This window comes from Sphingopyxis sp., from assembly GCF_965279755.1.
GTDB lineage: Bacteria > Pseudomonadota > Alphaproteobacteria > Sphingomonadales > Sphingomonadaceae > Sphingopyxis.
The window spans coordinates 1,219,144-1,235,076 of sequence record NZ_OZ257261.1 but is presented as its reverse complement, the minus strand read 5'-3'; the positions used below and the strand labels follow the sequence as shown (position 1 = coordinate 1,235,076).

The window sequence follows — 15,933 nt, the reverse complement described above, 5'->3', positions numbered from 1 at the left end:
ATGTTCCGTCACTTCGCCGTCAGCCTGCCGCTTTTCGCTCTCGCCGCCGCCGTCCCCCTGCATGCGCAGGAAGGGGCGCCCAAGGATTCGACGGTCAAGGATACGGCCAACACCGTCGCCGAACCCTTCGACGGCAAGGAAGTGCCGCCGAAGTTGCAGGCGATCCAGGGCGCGCCCTATTCGCTCGCCGGGCTTGGTAAATGCGCGGCGATCATTCGCGAGGTTACCGAACTCGACGAAGTGCTCGGCCCCGACGTCAACGAGACCGTCGACAAGAGCCGTGCGCAAAAGCGTGAGGAGACCGCGGGGCGCGTGGCGGGTAGCGTCGCGGGGTCGATCATCCCGTTCCGCGGCCTGATCGGCGAGGTGACCGGCGCCAATGCCGAACGGCGCCGCTACGCCGAGGCGGTCTATGCCGGAACGGTGCGGCGCGGATTTCTGAAAGGCGTCGGTCTGGAGCGCGGCTGCAAGGCGCCGGCGCGGCCATAACCGGCAATCGGGGAGGGAATGATGCAGGTAGACAATATCCGGCCCTTTGTCGTCGAGGTGCCGCAGTCGGCGCTCGACGATCTGAAAGCGCGGCTTGCCAATACGCGCTGGCCCGAGAAGGAGACGGTCGACGACTGGGACCAGGGCGTCCCGCTCGCCTATGCGCAGGAACTCGCGACCTATTGGCAAAGCAGCCACGACTGGCGCCGGATCGAGGCGCGCCTCAACGCCTGGCCCAATCATCTCGCGACGATCGACGGTCTCGACATCCATTTCCTGCATATCCGGTCGGCGAACCCGGCGGCGCGGCCGCTCGTCCTCACCCATGGCTGGCCGGGGTCGGTGCTCGAGTTTCTCGACGTCATCGAGCCGTTGTCGGCCGACTATCATCTCGTGATCCCCTCGCTTCCCGGCTACGGTTTTTCGGGCAAGCCGGCGGAAGCGAAATGGAGCGTCGAGCATATCGCCGCGGCGTGGGACGCGCTGATGCGTGCGCTCGGCTATGATCGCTATTTTGCGCAGGGCGGTGACTGGGGCAGCGCGGTGACCTGCGCGATCGGTGGCAATTACGCCGACCATTGCGCGGGTATCCACGTCAACATGATCGTCGGCCAGCCCGACCCCGCGACTATGGGTGAGCTCACCGACGACGAAAAGGCCTATCTTGCGCGCTTCGGCTGGTACCGTGCGAAGGACAATGGCTATTCGACCCAGCATGCGACGCGGCCGCAGACCGTCGGCTATGGCCTTGCGGACTCGCCCGTCGGGCAGATGTGCTGGATCGTCGAGAAATTCCATGGCTGGACCGATTGCGGGCACGAACCCGGCGGCCAGTCGATCGGCGGCCATCCCGAAAAGGCGGTGACCAGGGACGCGATGCTCGACACGGTCAGCCTCTATTGGCTCACCAACAGCGCGGCCTCGTCGGCGCGGCTCTATTGGCACAGCTTCGCCAAATTCGGTTTCGGCGAAATCCACGTCCCGACGGGGTGCAGCCTGTTCCCGAACGAGATCATGCGCCTGTCGCGGCGCTGGGCCGAGGGGCGTTACAAGAATATCGTCTATTGGAACGAACTGCCCCGCGGCGGCCATTTCGCCGCGTGGGAACAGCCCGATCTGTTCGCCGGCGAAGTGCGCGCGGCCTTCGCCGAAATGACGCTATAGCGGTGTGTAGACGACGCGGCAGCTTTCGGACGCGGACCGCGCCGAAGTGTTCCACGTCACGTCATTGCCGTTGCGCTCCAGCCGCATGCCACTCCGGTTCTCATAGACCGGGCCGCGGTTCGACGGCGTCTGGCGCAGCGTCACCGTGCGGCGCCCATTGATCCGGACGATCGCGCCATTGCCGACATAGTCGACCTTCAGCTTCGTCCCGCCGTTGCAGTCATAGCTGGTGCCGGTGTTGCGCGGCGGCATCGAGGTGCATCCGGCGAGCGCCAGCGCAGCGCCGGCGGCAGCCAGCGTCACTATCATCTTCATTGCCATTCTCCCCTCAATAGCCCGAACGGACGCAGAGAACGTCGGCCAGATATTCGCGACCGGAGACGGTCTCCATATGCTCGCGCGCCGACCCGTTCCACCCGATCGACCGGCACCAGGTGTCGGCGGTGCGCGCTGCGCAATTGGCCGTCGACGAGCCGCTGGTGCAGGCGAGGACGCGGTACCGGCCCTGCGACGGCTGGGTGTGGAATTCGGCGAAATTGCCGCGCGCGACCTGATCATTTGCGGGCGGCTGCTGATTCCAGCCGCCACCGTTGTTCCCGACCGGACGGATCGACTGGATGGTGATGCCGCGCAGGATGTTGCCGAGCATCGGCGTGTCGCGATCGATCGTCCTGCAGTTGCCGCGATAACGCGTCTTCTCGCAAAGCTCCCAGCGCCCGCTGGCGACGCGAACCGAATTTACCGGCCAGGCGAGCCCGAGGTTGGGCTTTTCCTCGCCGATGAAGACCGCGGGCCCCTTATAGGCCGCGTCGCGATAGATGGTGGCTTCGGGCGGGCGGTAGCGTTCGGTTTCGACGGTCTGGGCGTTCGAGGTGGCGAGAAAACCCGCCCCTATCGACGCCGCAGCAGCGGCAAGGATCGACAAACGATACGCGGTTTTCATCACGGCCTCCCATCTTTCAGCGAAACGCGACCCGGGGATTCGTTATGGTCCCGAAGCTTACGTCAAGCCGGGGAGGCTTGCAAATTATCACAATGTGCCGGCGTTAGCCGTGCGGTGCCCGTAACGGCAGGTCAGGGTGTCTTGGCGGGGTCGGTCGCAGAAGCCTCGGCCGGTGTGGCGTCGGCGACCGGCGCTGTCGTCGCGGTGGAGGGAGCGGGGGGCGGAGCGGCCGGGGGCGCGATGCCGAGCATCAGCCCCGCGAGCGCCGCCGACATCAGGTTCGACAGGCTGCCCGCGAGCAGCGCCTTCAGGCCCAGCCTTGCGATCATCGGACGCTGGTTCGGGGCGAGCCCGCCGGTCACCGCCATCTGGATCGCGATCGAGCTGAAATTGGCGAAGCCGCACAGCGCGAAGGTCGCGATGGCGATCGAGGCGGGCGACATCGCACCCTGCACCTTGCCGAGGTCGATGAAGGCGACGAATTCGTTGAGCACGATCTTGGTGCCGAAAAGTCCGCCGACCGCGGCGCTTTCGTCCCACGGCACGCCCATCAGCCACATCACGGGGCGGAAGATCGTCCCGATGATCGCCTGAAACGACAGGTCGGGATAGCCGAACCAGCCGCCGATCCCGGCGAGCAGGCCGTTGGCCAGCGCGACGAGCGCGACGAAGGCCAGCACCATCGCACCGACTGCGACCGCGAGCCGCACACCGGTCTGCGCGCCCTGTGCCGCCGCCATGATGATGTTCGCGGGTTTTTCCTCGTCATGGCTCGCCTCGGGCATGATGACGGGTTCGATGCCCAAATCCTTCGGATCGTCGGGCATCATGATCTTCGCCATCAGGATCCCGCCAGGCGCCGACATGAAGCTTGCGGCAAGCAGATAGGGGAGCAGCTGCTCGCCGATCATGCTGGCATACGCGCCGAGAATCGTGCCCGCGACGCCGGCCATGCCGACGGTCATCACCGTGAACAGCTGCGGCGGTGTCAGACCGGCGAGATAGGGGCGGATGACGAGCGGGCTCTCGCTCTGGCCGACGAAGATATTCGCTGCGGCGCCAAGGCTTTCGACCTTGGTGATGCCGGTGATCTTCTGGATCGCGCCGCCGACCCATTTGATCACCAGCTGCATGATGCCGAGATAATAGAGGATCGAAATCATCGAGGCGAAGAAGATGATGACGGGCAGCGCGGCGATCGCGAAGCTGTGACCGCCCATTTCGGGGCCGGCGAGCGGGCCGAAGATGAAATCGGTGCCGGCCTTGGCATAGCCGAGCAGGTTCGAAACGCCGCTCGACATGCCCTGAATGATCGCGCGGCCCCATGGGGTGCCGAGCACGAGCAGCGCAAAACCGGCCTGAAGCAGGAAGGCGGGGATGACGACGCGCAGGCGAATCCAGCGACGGTTCGATGAAAAAAGCACGGCGATCGCAAGCAATGCGATAATGCCGAGTAACCCGATAAGCCGTTCCATAATCTTCGTGCGTCCCCCGCAAATTTATCACCCGTGTCTAACGGCGTTTGCCCGTGGGGCAAGCCTGTGCCCCAAAAACCCCGAACCACGGCATCTTTCCACCCGCCGCAAAAGCGATTAAGCGGCGCCGATGGAAAATAGCTCTTCGCGCCTGATCGCGCCCTCGCTGCTGCTGTTTGCAATCCTCTACGGCGGCATGGTTCCGCTCGGCGGCTTCCTTGGCGCGAAACAGGTCGCCCTCGGCCCGCTGGCGGTCGAAGCCGGGATTTTCCCCTTTCTGACGCTGATCGCAATCTCGAGCGGTATCGCCGAATTGCATGGCCGCGCGGTCGCCGACAAGCTGGTTCGCTTCGGTTTCATTCCGCTCATTCTTGCGATCATCCTCACTGTCTTCGTGCTGCAACTGCCGACCGACGAGGGGATGTATCCGCCCGCGAAAGAGGCCTTCCCGATCATCGTCGGGCAGGGGTGGCGCATGATGGCGGCCGGCATCCTCGCCTATGGCGTGTCGGTCAGCCTCAATGTCTGGATTTTTGCGCGGATGACCGCGAACAACGGCCGGCTGCTGCCGCTGCGCGGCTTTGTCGCCGCGGCGCTGAGCCAGATCATCGACACGCTGATCTTCATCACCGTCAGTTTCTATGGCGTCCGCCCGATTGCGGACCTGATGCTTGGCCAGATGCTTGCGAAGGTCGTGCTGTCGGCGGTGATGGTGCCGCTGCTCGTGATGGCGGTGGTCGCGATCGGCCGCAGGCTGGACGGAACGCAGGCGCCCGAGGTCGCCGGATGATGACGACAACCGATCCCTCGAAAATGCCCGACCTGCTTGCCAAGGCCGAAACGCTCGTCGAGGCGCTGCCCTATCTGCAGCGCTATGCGGGCGAGACCTTCGTGATCAAATATGGCGGCCACGCGATGGGCGATCCCGAAGCGCAGCGCGACTTCGCCGAAGACGTCGTGCTGCTGAAAGCCGTCGGGATCAATCCGGTGGTTGTCCATGGCGGCGGGCCGCAGATCGGCAGGATGCTGAAACAGCTCGGGATCGAATCGACCTTCGTGGGCGGGCTTCGCGTTACCGACGCCGCGACCGCCGAGGTCGCCGAGATGGTGCTCGCGGGCAAGATCAACAAGGAAATCGTCAGCTGGATCGCCGGGCTTGGCGGGCGTGCGGTCGGTATTTCGGGCAAGGACGCCAATCTGGTGCTCGCCGAAAAGGTCAGCCGCACCGAACCCGACCCCAATTCGGGGATCGAACGTCATGTCGATCTTGGCTTCGTCGGTGAGCCGGTCGCGGTCGATGCGACGATCCTGCGGAACCTGTCGGGCGACAATTTCATCCCCGTCGTGGCGCCGGTCGCGCTTGGAGCCGACGGGGCAACCTACAACATCAACGCCGACACGATGGCGGGGGCGATCGCAGGGGCACTGGGCGCGAAGCGCTTCTTCCTCCTCACCGACGTCGCCGGCGTGCTCGACAAATCGGGTTCGCTGCTCACCGATCTCGACCGCGCCGCGATCGACTTGCTGAAGGCCGACGAGACGATAACCGGCGGCATGATCCCGAAGGTCGAGACCTGCGTCGCCGCGGTCGATGCCGGGGTCGAGGCGGCGGTCATCCTCGATGGCCGCATCCCGCACGCGATGCTGCTGGAAATTTTCACCGCACGGGGTGCGGGCACGCTCATTCATCGCTAGGATGGCCTTCACCGCTGGGGCGGAACCATAACCGACGCTTCTCGCCGGAGAGTTTGATGTATCTGATGTTCCTGCAAATCCTGTCGATTTTGCTCAATATACTCTGGTGGATCATCATCGTGCAGTTCGTGATGTCGTGGCTGATCGCCTTCAACGTCATCAACACCCACAATGATTTCGTCCGCCAGCTCTGGTATTTCCTCGAACGAATTACCGAGCCGCTCTACCGGCCGTTCCGGCGCATCCTGCCCGACTTCGGCGGACTCGACCTCGCGCCGATGGTGGTGCTGATCCTGCTTGTCATCCTGCAGGGACCGGTGATCAGCTATCTTTACCAGCTCGGCGTGAATTCGGGAGCGATCTGACGTGACGGCGGCGGTCATCGACGGCAAGGCGTTCGCCGCCGGCCTGCGCGGCCGCATTGCCGAGGCGGTGCCCGCCTTTCAGGCCGCGACCGGACGCGCGCCCGGGCTTGCCGTCGTGCTCGTCGGCGACGATCCGGCGAGCGCAGTCTATGTCGGATCGAAGGGCAAGGCGACGATTGCCGCCGGCATGGAAAGCTTCGAACATCGCCTGCCCGCGACTGCGACGCAGGACGAGGTCGAGGCGCTTCTCGCGACGCTCAATGCCGATGACGCGGTCGACGGCATCCTGCTGCAACTCCCGCTTCCCGGCAATCTCGACGAACAGCGGGCGGTCGCGACGATCGATCCCGACAAGGATGTCGACGGGCTGACCCCGGTCAGCGCGGGTCGCCTCGCGCTCGGCATCGCGGGCATGGTGCCCTGCACTCCCTATGGTTGCCTGCTGCTGCTTCAGGACCGGCTTGGCGACCTGTCGGGCAAGGATGCGGTCGTGATCGGCCGCTCGATCCTCGTCGGCAAGCCGATGGCGGCGTTGCTGCTCGGCGCGAACGCGACAGTGACGATGGCGCACAGCCGCACGAAGGATCTGCCCGATCTCGTTCGCCGCGCCGATATAGTTGTAGCAGCGGTCGGCCGTCCCGAGATGGTCAAGGGCGACTGGATCAAGCCCGGCGCCGTCGTGATCGATGTCGGCATCAATCGCCTGCCGCCCGCCGACGGTGCGGCGAAGGGCCGGCTCGTCGGCGACGTCGACTATGGCAGCGCGGCTGTTGTCGCCGATGCGATCACGCCGGTGCCAGGCGGGGTCGGTCCGATGACGATCGCCTGCCTGCTTCGCAACACGCTCGTCGCCGCGCATCGCCGCGCCGGCCTTGCCGATCCGGAGGGTTTCTGATGCGCCGCCTGCTCATCGCCGCGACCGCGCTTGCCATGATCGCGGGCGGAGCCGTTGCGGCCCGCGAACGCAACCGCCCGCTCTCGGCGAACCCCAGCGGCTTCATCGCCGCCGAAATCGCCTTTGCACGGCTGGCACAGGAAAAGGGGCAATGGACGGCGTTTCGCGAAACGTCGGCGCCCGATGCGGTGATGTTCGTGCCGCAGCGCGTCAAGGCACAGGATTGGCTGAAGTCGCAGAAAGACCCCGCCGAGGCGGTGAAGTGGCAACCGCATGCGGTCTATGTCAGCTGCGACGGCAATGTCGGGGTAACCACCGGCGCTTGGCAAAAGGGCCCGGCGAACGGCTATTTCACCACCGTCTGGCTCCGCGACCCCAAGAAGGGCAAGATGACGTGGGTGCTCGACCATGGCGACGGGCTGGCGACGCCGCGCGTCGCGCCCGATTTCATCGAATCGAAGCAGGCGAAGTGCGGATCGCGCCCCGCCGTGCCGATTTCGGCGGGCGCCGAAGGGGATGATATGGCGGTGGGCCTGTCGCCCGACCAGACGTTGAGCTGGACCTCGACGGTTCACCCGGACAACTCGCGCCGCGTCACCATCCGGCTGTGGGACGGCAAGGAGATGGCGACCGTGATCGACAATCAGGTTGCCGCACCGAAATGATGGACCTTTTCATCTCGGCCTTCGTGACGCTGTTCGTGGTCATCGATCCCCCGGGCTGCGCGCCGATCTATGCCAGCCTGACGACCGGTGCGAGCGTCGAACAGCGCCGTTCGATGGCTATCCGCGCCACGTTCATCGCGGGCTTCATCCTGATCTTCTTCGCCATGTTCGGCGAAGGATTGCTGAGCTTCCTTCACATCGATCTCGACAGCTTCCGCATCGCCGGCGGCGTCATGCTGTTCATCATCGCCATCGACATGGTGTTCGAGAAGCGGACCGAACGGCGCGAACAGCGCGCCGAAAAGGTAAAGGCGACGCCCGAGGTCGAGGATGTCTCGGTCTTTCCGATGGCGATGCCGATGCTCGCCGGACCCGGCTCGATCGCCTCGGTGATGCTGCTCGTGTCGCAGAACAGCGGGCTCGACCGGGCACTGGTGATCTTTGGCGCGCTGCTGCTCGTGCTGCTGCTGACGCTGGCGGCGCTGCTGATGGCGGGGCCGTTCATGCGGCTGATCGGCAACAAGGGCGAAGCGGTGATTACGCGGCTGCTCGGCGTGTTGCTCGCGGCGCTCGCGGCGCAGTTCGTCATCGACGGGCTGAAGGCCAGCTTTCCCAGCCTTTCGTAAACGGGCCTCTCGTAAAATAGGGCGCCGCCTTTCGGCGACGCCCCGTTCCACGGGAATGGAACTGTTTTAGCGAGCGTTGTTGACGTCGCTCTGCGTCACCGGCGCGATGCGGATCTCGACGCGGCGGTTGCACTGATAGTCGGCCTGCGTGCGCTCGGGCGCGCATTTCAGCTGTGATTCGCCATAGCCCATCGTTGCCATGCGGGCGCGGTTGACGCCGCGGCCGGCAAGATAGTCGGCGACCGACGAGGCGCGGCGTTCGGACAGACCCTGATTATAGGCGTCGCTGCCCTGCGAATCGGTGTGGCCGTACACGTCGATATAGGTGTTCGGAAATTCCGAGAGGGTCGACGCGACACTGTCGAGCGCGCTGCGGAATTGCGACTTCACGACCGCGCTGTTGAGGTCGAAGGTCACGTCGCCGGGCATGTTGAGGACGAGCTGGTCGCCCTGACGCTCGACATCGATGCCGGTTCCCGCGGTGCGTTCGCGCAGCTTCTTTTCCTGCTGATCCATATAATAGCCGACGCCCGCGCCGGCGACGGCGCCGATGCCGGCGCCAAGGATCTTTTCGGTGCGGTCGCGGCGTCCGCCGACGAGATCGCCGAGCAGGTAGCCGCCGAGCGCGCCGCCGATGCCGCCGATCGCGGCCTTCGAAATCGTCTGCTTGCCCGTTTCGGGGTCGGTGACGCAGCCGGTCAGCGTGATGGCGCCGATGCTGGCCATGGCTGCAAGCTTGATCGTCCTGCTGTTCATGATTTTGCTCCCTTTCTTTCGGCGGCGACCGCTTTCTGGCCCTGCGGATGCCGCCATCCATGCGGATAACATATGGCCGGGGCAACTGGTTCCAAAATCTGGCTGAACCGGGGCTGAGCCGATGGTGCGGAGAGGCTTTCGGGCAGGGCCATTGTGCATCGCGCCATCTTTCGCCTATAGCGCGGGCATGACCGAAACCGACAGGGGCCTGGCGCCGATGCGCCGTACCACCGCCCGATGAGCCCTTTCCCCTGGTCCGACGTCGCGATCATCGCGGTCCTCGTCCTTCTCAACGGCGTTTTCGCCATGTCCGAACTCGCGATCGTCTCGTCGCGCGACCCGCGGCTGCAGGCGGCCGAAAAACGCGGCAGCCGCGGCGCCAAGATCGCCCGGCAGCTCGCATCCGACCCCGGACGCTTCCTGTCGACGGTGCAGGTCGGCATCACGTTGATCGGCGTCCTCACCGGGGCCTATTCGGGCGCGAGCCTGGGTCAGCCGGTCGCCGACCGCCTGTCGGCGTGGCTGGGACTCGATCCCGAAACCGCCGAGGCGGCCGGCTTTGCCACGGTCATCGCAATCACGACCTATTTCTCGCTGATTGCGGGCGAACTGGTGCCCAAGCAGTTCGCGCTGCGCGCGCCCGAACGCATCGCGATCATCGTCGCCGGGCCGATGTACTGGCTGTCGCGTATCGCCGCGCCGCTCGTCTGGCTGCTCAACAACAGTTCGGCGTTGGTGTTCCGCCTGTTCGGCCTCAGCCGCGAATCCGAAGATCGGGTGACCGCCGAGGAACTGCATCTGATCGTCGCCGAGGCGTCGAAATCGGGGGTGATCGAGGAAAGCGAGCGCGCGATCATCTCGGGCGTCGTGCGGCTTGCCGACCGTCCGGTGCGCGAGGTGATGACGCCGCGCAAGGATGTCGACTGGATCGACACCGCGCTCGACGCGCGCGGGGTGCGCGACAAGCTGCTCGAAACGCCGCACAGCCGCTTGCCTGTCGCGCGCGGATCGGTCGACGATATCGTCGGCGTGGTGCAGGCGCGCGACATTGCGGCAGCGCTGTTCCGCGGCGATGCGATCGACCTGGAGCAGTTGATGCGTCCCGCCAAGGTGATCCACGACCAGATCGACGCGATGGACGCGCTGGAAGGGCTGCGCGCCGCCGAAGTGCCGATGCTGCTCGTCCACGACGAATATGGCCATTTCGACGGGCTGGTGACGCCCGCCGACCTCCTGTCGGCGATTGCGGGCGAATTCGCGTCGGATCAGGATATCGGCAGCGAGCCGTTCGTCACCGAACGCGACGATGGCAGCCTGCTCATCGCGGGATCGATGCCCGCCGACCAGATGGCCGAACGGCTGGGGATCGAGCTTGGCGACGACCGCGACTATGCGACCGTGGCGGGCCATGTGCTGGCGATCCTGAAGCGCCTGCCTACCGAGGGCGAAAGCTTCGTCGACAAGGGCTGGAAGTTCGAGATCGTCGACATGGACGGGCGCAAGATCGACAAGCTGCTGGTCACCGAAATGTCGAAGCCGAAAGGCGACGGGGACGAGTGAGGCGCCGGATTTTTCGTTAAAGCCACAAAGGCCCCGCACGCGCGCCTTCAAACTGTGTCCTTTGTGGCTTTAAGCGGCGCTGTATCCTCGCGCAGCGCCGAGCGGACGATATCCATGTCGGGGCCGCCGCTGACATCGATCGCGCCGCCTTTCATCACCCGCACGATGGTGACGCCGTTGAGCGCGCGGTCCATCGCGATAGTGAACTGGTGTGTCCGCCCCATCGAAAGCGCGCAGTCCCATGCGGACGCAAAGCTGGCTGCGCCAGCACGATCGCGGAGGCGATAGGCGGAACGTCGTCCCATGCCGAAAGCGCGCGCCGCCTGACCCACCGACCCCATCGCCGCGAGCGCGCGGATGAAATTGGCCTGCGTTTCCGGCGTCCAGCCGTCGGCACGATGACGTTGCTGCGCGACGGGGATAAAGGCGAGGCAGCTATCGGCAAGCAGCCGGGCGGGCGGCGGTGTGCGGTTCTCCATCTGCCAGTCTGGAGCACGGCCGGATAATGTAGGAAAGGGTTATTTGAAGGCGATGTCGACTTTGGGGTGGAAAGCGGACGTTAGCTCTCAACTCGAAATGGATGCTTCGGATTGTCAGCAACGAACTTCGCAACATCGCGCAACCGTTCTGGATATGGTTCAACCTCGCGCCAGCCCGTGTTGGGGAAGAACCGAAATCCCGCCCGCCACAGCGCCTCAACCTTTTCCCACTGCTCACGGTCCGTCTTTTTTGGCGCCTTGAATGCTCGTCCCATCCAGTTGACGGACTTCCCGCACTGGGGACAAATTGCGGAGCTTTCCTCAGACAGCTTCCATGATTTCCGACAATCGAAACAAGCGTGAGCTACGAGAAATTCCGGTCCGCGGTGATGAGGCGGAATGTAGGGGTCTGTAATGGCCCTATTCCCGATCGCCTTGCGTAATTCCATTCGCTCGGATTTGGATGGGATGGGCTTCATTGTCGAACCATGCTTGAATCTTTTAGTGTCCGCAATCGGTCGATTGCCGTCATTTCGACCAGATCGGCAGCGAAAGGTGGGAATGGGGTGGGAAGCGGACAACTAATGATTATCTAACCACGCGAGCGTTGTTGAGGACATACGGCTGGCAAACGGTGAGGCAGATCAGCTCCTTACCACAGGGACCTTTCTCTAAGGTCCCGCTAATCCGCACACGACTGCCGTGGGCGACTTCGAGGGACGGAGCGACCGCGACACATTGCTTGGGCGCGTCTCGGTACTCTTGTTTTCCGAAGTAAATCCCCGTGGCCTCATGCTGCTTCGACCAGAAGCCAGCCAAGGTCACATTCTGGCCGATCAATCCCTCAAGCTCCGCATATTCCGAAATGCCATTTGGCTTTGGAAGGGTCGAGCAACTTGCAACCGATGCGAATAGGAGCGCGATAGGCAATCGTTTCATCGAGCAATTATAACGCAGTGGTCAGTGTCTGCAATCGGTCGGAAGCTGACGCTATAGTTCGCCCCCCAGCGCGCCATATTTCGCTTCGAACCCGGCCTTGTCGCCGCGCGCGAGATAGCTGGCCTGATCGACGATCGCATCGCGCGCGATGCGGCCCTGGAAGGCACCGAGCTGCGGGTCGATCCGTGCCACGTCGGCGTCGGTCCAGTCGGCGATCTGCTGGAAGCTGGTGACGCCGAGGCCGTTCAGCAGGCCGACCATCTTCGGGCCGACGCCCTTCAGCAATTGCAGATTGTCGGCCTTGGCTGCCGGAGCGGGGGCAGGAGCCGGTTCCGGAGCGGGTGCCGGCGTTTCGGCGGCGGGCTCGGGCGCCGGGGGCGGAGCGGTGGGTTCTTCGGGTACGGCCGCGACAGGTTCGGGGGCCGGCGCAGGTTGAGGCGGCGGCGCGGGCGCGGGGGCTTCCGCGACGGGAGCGGCCGGAACGGTGGGCTCTTCCGGGACTTCGGCGGCAGGTTCGGGCTCGGGTGCCGGCGCGGATTCGGGCGTCGGGGGCGTTTCAGCGACCTGTTCGGGCGCCGGCGGCGGGGGAGGCGCGGGTGCAGCGACAGGCGCCGGGGCCGGTTCCTTCGGTTTGAAGCGCGCGGGTTCGGCCGCAATAATCTCCGGCTTCACGGCTTCCAGCGGCTTTTTCGGTTCGGCGGGCGGCGCGACCGGGGTTTCGTTGTCCGCAGGCTTTTTCCGGCCGAAAAGGAACCAGAACAGGATGACCGCGACGACAAGGCCGACGACCGCGATGATCCAATTTTCCTGAAGCCACGCCATGATATTCTCCCTGTCTTGCGGATCAGCCTATGCGCGCGCGTTCGCGCCGTCCAGCACCGCCTGCTCCGCCTCGCGTGCGACCTCGCGCCAACCGATGTCGCGGCGGCAGAAGCCGCTGGCGAAATCGAGCTTGTCGACCGAGGCATAAGCGCGTGCCTGCGCTTCGGTGACGCTCTTGCCGGTGGCGGTGACGTTCAGCACGCGGCCGCCAGCAGCCACAAGCGTGCGATCCTCGCGCGCGGTGCCGGCGTGAAAGACGCGCACGCCGCCCGCTTCGGCATCGGCGATGCGGTGAATCGCGCCACCCTTTGCGGGGGTGCCGGGATAGCCGTTTGCCGCCATCACGACGGTGAGCGCATAGTCGTGCGAAAAGGTGGGCGGGGCGGCCGTCGCGACCGTGCCGGTCGCAGCGGCGTAAAGCAGCGCGGCGAAGTCGCCCTTGAAGCGCATCATCAGCACCTGGCATTCGGGGTCGCCGAAGCGGCAATTATATTCGATCAGCTTCGGGCCTTCGCTGGTCAGCATCAGTCCCGCGAACAGCACGCCGACATAAGGCGTGCCCTCTGCGGCGAGCGTCGCCACGGTCGGACGGATGATGCGGTCCATGACGGCGGCTTCGAGGTCGGGGGTAAGCACCGGGGCGGGGCTGTAGGCGCCCATGCCGCCGGTGTTCGGGCCGACATCGCCGTCGCCGACGCGCTTGTGATCCTGCGCGCTGCCGAAGGCGATCACGTCCGTGCCGTCGGAGAGGGCGAAGAAGCTCGCTTCCTCGCCGGTCATATACTCCTCGATCACCACCTCGGCGCCCGCGCCGCCAAAGGCGCCGTCGAACATGTCGGCGATCGCCGCCTCGGCTTCTCCGCGCGTCTCGGCGATGATCACGCCCTTGCCGGCGGCGAGACCGTCGGCCTTGATCACGACGGGAATCGAGAAGCCTTCGAGAACGGCGAGCGCTTCGTCGGCGCTGGTGCAGCGGACGTAACCGGCAGTCGGGATGCCGGCGCGTGCGCACAGATCCTTGGTGAAGCCCTTAGACCCTTCGAGCCGGGCGGCGGCGGCGGACGGGCCGAAGGCGGGAATACCGATGTCGCGCAGGCGGTCGGCGAGACCGGCGACGAGCGGCGCCTCGGGCCCGACGACGACGAAATCGATGGCATGGGCTTTGACGAAGGCGATCAGGCCGTCCAGATCATCGATAGAAATCGGCACGCATTCGGCGTGGAGTTCGATTCCCGGGTTGCCCGGGGCGGCATAGAGCTTGGCGCAACTCGGCGATTGTGCCAGTTGCCAGCTCAGCGCATGTTCGCGGCCACCAGAGCCCACCAGCAGGATATTCATGTCAGTCCCTTTTCCCGATCCGGCGTCCGATGATGGCACCGAAGCGCGGCTGTTAGCCGAGGCGTCGCCGGGGGACAATGCGCCTGCCCTGTCGGTCAGCCAATTATCCGCAGCGATCAAGCGCACCGTAGAGGACGGTTTCGCCCGTGTCCGCGTGCGCGGCGAGCTGTCGGGCGCGAAACGCGCCGCGTCGGGGCACTTCTATGCCGCGCTGAAGGACGACAATGCCCTCATCGACATGGTGATGTGGAAGGGGCAGGCTGGCCGTCTCGCCTTCCGGCCCGAGGACGGGATCGAGGTGATCGCGACGGGCAAGCTCACCACCTATCCGGGGCGCTCGAAATACCAGCTCGTCGTCGACACGCTCGAGGTCGCGGGCGAGGGCGCGCTGATGCTGCTCTTCGAGAAATTGAAGGCGCGGCTCGGCGCCGAGGGACTGTTCGACCGCGAGCGCAAGCAGCCGCTGCCCTATCTGCCGCAGGTGATCGGGGTCGTAACCTCGCCGACCGGGGCGGTGATCCGCGACATCCTGCACCGTCTCGCCGACCGCTGCCCGACGCGGGTGATCGTGTGGCCGGTGCTGGTGCAGGGTGAGGGCGCGGCGGCGCAGGTCGCGAATGCGGTGCGCGGGTTCGATGCAATTGCGCCCGGCGGACCGGTGCTGCGGCCCGATCTGGTGATCGTGGCGCGCGGCGGCGGTTCGATCGAGGATCTGTGGGCGTTCAACGAAGAGGTCGTCGTGCGCGCGATCGCCGATTGCCGCATCCCGACGATCAGCGCGGTGGGGCATGAGACCGACGTGACGCTCGCCGATTATGTCGCCGACGTGCGCGCGCCGACGCCGACCGCGGCCGCCGAGATGGCGGTGCCGGTGCGCGCCGAGCTGCAGGCGCAGCTTGCGACGTGGCAGGGGCGGATGATCGGCGCCGCGAACCGGCAACAGGCGCTGGCGGGCGAGCGGCTGGCCGCATTGGCGCGGCACCTGCCGAAGCGCGAGGCGCTCTATGCGCCGCAGCGCCAGCGGCTCGACGACAATGGCGACCGGCTCGACCGCGCACAGCGCCACCGATTGAGCGTGGTGGCCGAGCGGCTTGCGACGCGGTCGGGCGCGCTCAGGCCGGCGCTGCTCGAACGGCGATGGGACCGCGACCGGGCGAAGCTGGAGGGGCTGGGGCGGCTGCTCGGTTCGCTCGACCCGCGCGCGCTGCTGTCGCGTGGCTATGCCATGGTGCGTGATGTCGACGGTGCGATCGTGACGACGGCGGCGAAGGCGCGTGCGGCGGGGCATCTGCGGCTGCAATTCGCCGACGGTGAGGTGCCGGCCGAGGTCGCCGATGGCGATGCGCCGGCGGCAGCGAGGCCTGCGCGAAAGGCTCCGTCCGCCGCGCCCGGCGCGACGGGGCGGGGGCAGGGCGAGCTTTTCTGACGCCTTCCCGAACTCCGCGGGGGTGGCCCGGGGCCGCCAAGCTGATATAGGGACTGCATTGACTTACGTTTCGATGGACCAAAAATCATGCTGATCGCCAGCCGCAACCGCCTTGCGCGTCTCCATTACGGGCCCAATGGCTTCCGGGTGCTTGCGCCCGGTGATCATGTGCTGTGCGCGGTTTCGGGCGCTCCGATCGGGCTCGACGAGCTGCGCTACTGGTCGGTCGCGCGGCAGGAGCCCTATGCGACCGCCGCGATTTCGGTGCAGGCTGAGCTCGACCACAAGGCATGAGG

18 protein-coding genes are annotated in these 15,933 nt (G+C 65.6%); 11 read left to right on the top strand and 7 right to left on the bottom strand.

Annotated features, from left to right (window positions below):
- Both ACQY80_RS06075 and ACQY80_RS06070 read left to right on the top strand, forming a co-directional pair.
- Entirely contained in the window at window positions 1-489 is a 489-nt protein-coding gene (locus tag ACQY80_RS06075; protein WP_428684640.1) for a hypothetical protein, read from the top strand.
- 21 nt (window positions 490-510) lie between these two features.
- Window positions 511-1,653, top strand: coding sequence for an epoxide hydrolase family protein (locus ACQY80_RS06070; RefSeq protein WP_428684638.1), 1,143 nt, complete (start codon window positions 511-513; stop codon window positions 1,651-1,653).
- Here ACQY80_RS06070 and ACQY80_RS06065 read toward each other — a convergent pair.
- The 3 genes from ACQY80_RS06065 to ACQY80_RS06055 all read right to left on the bottom strand — a co-directional run bounded on the left by ACQY80_RS06065 (window position 1,648) and on the right by ACQY80_RS06055 (window position 4,071).
- Window positions 1,648-1,968 carry an MliC family protein gene (locus ACQY80_RS06065; protein WP_428684636.1) on the bottom strand — a complete coding sequence of 107 codons (321 nt, stop codon included), beginning with the start codon at window positions 1,966-1,968 and terminating at the stop codon, window positions 1,648-1,650. The two genes, ACQY80_RS06070 and ACQY80_RS06065, sit on opposite strands and share 6 nt — an antisense overlap.
- Before the next feature lie 13 nt (window positions 1,969-1,981).
- Window positions 1,982-2,596, bottom strand: a complete 615-nt coding sequence (locus tag ACQY80_RS06060) for a beta/gamma crystallin-related protein (RefSeq protein WP_428684634.1) — start codon at window positions 2,594-2,596, stop codon at window positions 1,982-1,984.
- A gap of 131 nt (window positions 2,597-2,727) precedes the next feature.
- Entirely contained in the window at window positions 2,728-4,071 is a 1,344-nt protein-coding gene (locus tag ACQY80_RS06055; protein ID WP_428684632.1) for a NupC/NupG family nucleoside CNT transporter, read from the bottom strand.
- A gap of 130 nt (window positions 4,072-4,201) precedes the next feature.
- Here ACQY80_RS06055 and ACQY80_RS06050 point away from each other — a divergent pair, with 130 nt between their 5' ends.
- From ACQY80_RS06050 to ACQY80_RS06025, 6 genes are read left to right on the top strand one after another with little or no spacing between them, the layout of a single operon-like run.
- Complete coding sequence (locus ACQY80_RS06050) at window positions 4,202-4,861, top strand: queuosine precursor transporter (protein ID WP_428684630.1); 660 nt, start codon at window positions 4,202-4,204, stop codon at window positions 4,859-4,861.
- Window positions 4,858-5,766 (top strand): acetylglutamate kinase, encoded by a 909-nt coding sequence (gene argB, locus ACQY80_RS06045; protein ID WP_428684628.1) that lies wholly within the window; start codon window positions 4,858-4,860, stop codon window positions 5,764-5,766. Before ACQY80_RS06050 ends, argB begins: the two co-directional genes overlap by 4 nt.
- 56 nt (window positions 5,767-5,822) lie before the next feature.
- Complete coding sequence (locus ACQY80_RS06040; RefSeq protein ID WP_428684626.1) at window positions 5,823-6,131, top strand: YggT family protein; 309 nt, start codon at window positions 5,823-5,825, stop codon at window positions 6,129-6,131.
- A gap of 1 nt (window position 6,132) precedes the next feature.
- On the top strand, window positions 6,133-7,026 hold the full coding sequence (gene folD / locus ACQY80_RS06035) for a bifunctional methylenetetrahydrofolate dehydrogenase/methenyltetrahydrofolate cyclohydrolase FolD (protein ID WP_428684624.1): 894 nt from the start codon (window positions 6,133-6,135) through the stop codon (window positions 7,024-7,026).
- The gene (locus ACQY80_RS06030) at window positions 7,026-7,691 is read left to right on the top strand and encodes a hypothetical protein (RefSeq protein WP_428684622.1); all 666 of its coding nucleotides are present in this window, start codon (window positions 7,026-7,028) and stop codon (window positions 7,689-7,691) included. Before folD ends, ACQY80_RS06030 begins: the two co-directional genes overlap by 1 nt.
- A complete protein-coding gene (locus ACQY80_RS06025) occupies window positions 7,688-8,317 on the top strand; it encodes a MarC family protein (RefSeq protein WP_428684620.1) in 630 nt (209 codons plus the stop codon). The genes ACQY80_RS06030 and ACQY80_RS06025 overlap by 4 nt, the downstream gene beginning before the upstream one ends.
- 66 nt (window positions 8,318-8,383) lie before the next feature.
- On the opposite strand, the gene ACQY80_RS06020 is transcribed toward ACQY80_RS06025, so the two are convergent.
- Window positions 8,384-9,073 (bottom strand): OmpA family protein, encoded by a 690-nt coding sequence (locus ACQY80_RS06020; protein WP_428684618.1) that lies wholly within the window; start codon window positions 9,071-9,073, stop codon window positions 8,384-8,386.
- Window positions 9,074-9,310: 237 nt separating this feature from the next.
- Between ACQY80_RS06020 and ACQY80_RS06015 the strand changes: the two genes are divergently transcribed.
- Complete coding sequence (locus ACQY80_RS06015) at window positions 9,311-10,633, top strand: hemolysin family protein (RefSeq protein WP_428684616.1); 1,323 nt, start codon at window positions 9,311-9,313, stop codon at window positions 10,631-10,633.
- 47 nt (window positions 10,634-10,680) lie between these two features.
- Here the strand turns inward: ACQY80_RS06015 and ACQY80_RS06010 are convergent, their stop codons facing one another.
- From ACQY80_RS06010 to purD, 3 genes are all read right to left on the bottom strand, one after another.
- Window positions 10,681-11,112 carry a hypothetical protein gene (locus ACQY80_RS06010; RefSeq protein ID WP_428684614.1) on the bottom strand — a complete coding sequence of 144 codons (432 nt, stop codon included), beginning with the start codon at window positions 11,110-11,112 and terminating at the stop codon, window positions 10,681-10,683.
- Between the two features lie 990 nt (window positions 11,113-12,102).
- The gene (locus ACQY80_RS06005) at window positions 12,103-12,873 is read right to left on the bottom strand and encodes a hypothetical protein (RefSeq protein WP_428684612.1); all 771 of its coding nucleotides are present in this window, start codon (window positions 12,871-12,873) and stop codon (window positions 12,103-12,105) included.
- Window positions 12,874-12,900: 27 nt separating this feature from the next.
- The gene (gene purD, locus ACQY80_RS06000; protein WP_428684610.1) at window positions 12,901-14,211 is read right to left on the bottom strand and encodes a phosphoribosylamine--glycine ligase; all 1,311 of its coding nucleotides are present in this window, start codon (window positions 14,209-14,211) and stop codon (window positions 12,901-12,903) included.
- On the opposite strand from purD, the gene xseA reads away from it, so the two are divergent.
- Both xseA and ACQY80_RS05990 read left to right on the top strand, forming a co-directional pair.
- The gene (xseA, locus tag ACQY80_RS05995; RefSeq protein ID WP_428684608.1) at window positions 14,210-15,637 is read left to right on the top strand and encodes an exodeoxyribonuclease VII large subunit; all 1,428 of its coding nucleotides are present in this window, start codon (window positions 14,210-14,212) and stop codon (window positions 15,635-15,637) included. The two genes, purD and xseA, sit on opposite strands and share 2 nt — an antisense overlap.
- A gap of 87 nt (window positions 15,638-15,724) precedes the next feature.
- Window positions 15,725-15,931, top strand: a complete 207-nt coding sequence (locus ACQY80_RS05990; RefSeq protein WP_428684606.1) for a DUF2093 domain-containing protein — start codon at window positions 15,725-15,727, stop codon at window positions 15,929-15,931.
- Window positions 15,932-15,933: the final 2 nt, after the last annotated feature.

Bases quoted from the DNA above. Each gene is read 5' to 3' on its own strand.
- ACQY80_RS06075 (WP_428684640.1), top strand. From the start codon at position 1: ATGTTCCGTCACTTCGCCGTCAGCCTGCCGCTTTTCGCTCTCGCCGCC.
- ACQY80_RS06070 (WP_428684638.1), top strand. From the start codon at position 511: ATGCAGGTAGACAATATCCGGCCCTTTGTCGTCGAGGTGCCGCAGTCG.
- ACQY80_RS06065 (WP_428684636.1), bottom strand. From the start codon at position 1,968: ATGAAGATGATAGTGACGCTGGCTGCCGCCGGCGCTGCGCTGGCGCTC.
- ACQY80_RS06060 (WP_428684634.1), bottom strand. From the start codon at position 2,596: ATGAAAACCGCGTATCGTTTGTCGATCCTTGCCGCTGCTGCGGCGTCG.
- ACQY80_RS06055 (WP_428684632.1), bottom strand. From the start codon at position 4,071: ATGGAACGGCTTATCGGGTTACTCGGCATTATCGCATTGCTTGCGATC.
- ACQY80_RS06050 (WP_428684630.1), top strand. From the start codon at position 4,202: ATGGAAAATAGCTCTTCGCGCCTGATCGCGCCCTCGCTGCTGCTGTTT.
- argB (WP_428684628.1), top strand. From the start codon at position 4,858: ATGATGACGACAACCGATCCCTCGAAAATGCCCGACCTGCTTGCCAAG.
- ACQY80_RS06040 (WP_428684626.1), top strand. From the start codon at position 5,823: ATGTATCTGATGTTCCTGCAAATCCTGTCGATTTTGCTCAATATACTC.
- ACQY80_RS06030 (WP_428684622.1), top strand. From the start codon at position 7,026: ATGCGCCGCCTGCTCATCGCCGCGACCGCGCTTGCCATGATCGCGGGC.
- ACQY80_RS06025 (WP_428684620.1), top strand. From the start codon at position 7,688: ATGATGGACCTTTTCATCTCGGCCTTCGTGACGCTGTTCGTGGTCATC.
- ACQY80_RS06020 (WP_428684618.1), bottom strand. From the start codon at position 9,073: ATGAACAGCAGGACGATCAAGCTTGCAGCCATGGCCAGCATCGGCGCC.
- ACQY80_RS06015 (WP_428684616.1), top strand. From the start codon at position 9,311: ATGAGCCCTTTCCCCTGGTCCGACGTCGCGATCATCGCGGTCCTCGTC.
- ACQY80_RS06010 (WP_428684614.1), bottom strand. From the start codon at position 11,112: ATGGAGAACCGCACACCGCCGCCCGCCCGGCTGCTTGCCGATAGCTGC.
- ACQY80_RS06005 (WP_428684612.1), bottom strand. From the start codon at position 12,873: ATGGCGTGGCTTCAGGAAAATTGGATCATCGCGGTCGTCGGCCTTGTC.
- xseA (WP_428684608.1), top strand. From the start codon at position 14,210: ATGTCAGTCCCTTTTCCCGATCCGGCGTCCGATGATGGCACCGAAGCG.
- purD (WP_428684610.1), bottom strand. From the start codon at position 14,211: ATGAATATCCTGCTGGTGGGCTCTGGTGGCCGCGAACATGCGCTGAGC.
- ACQY80_RS05990 (WP_428684606.1), top strand. From the start codon at position 15,725: ATGCTGATCGCCAGCCGCAACCGCCTTGCGCGTCTCCATTACGGGCCC.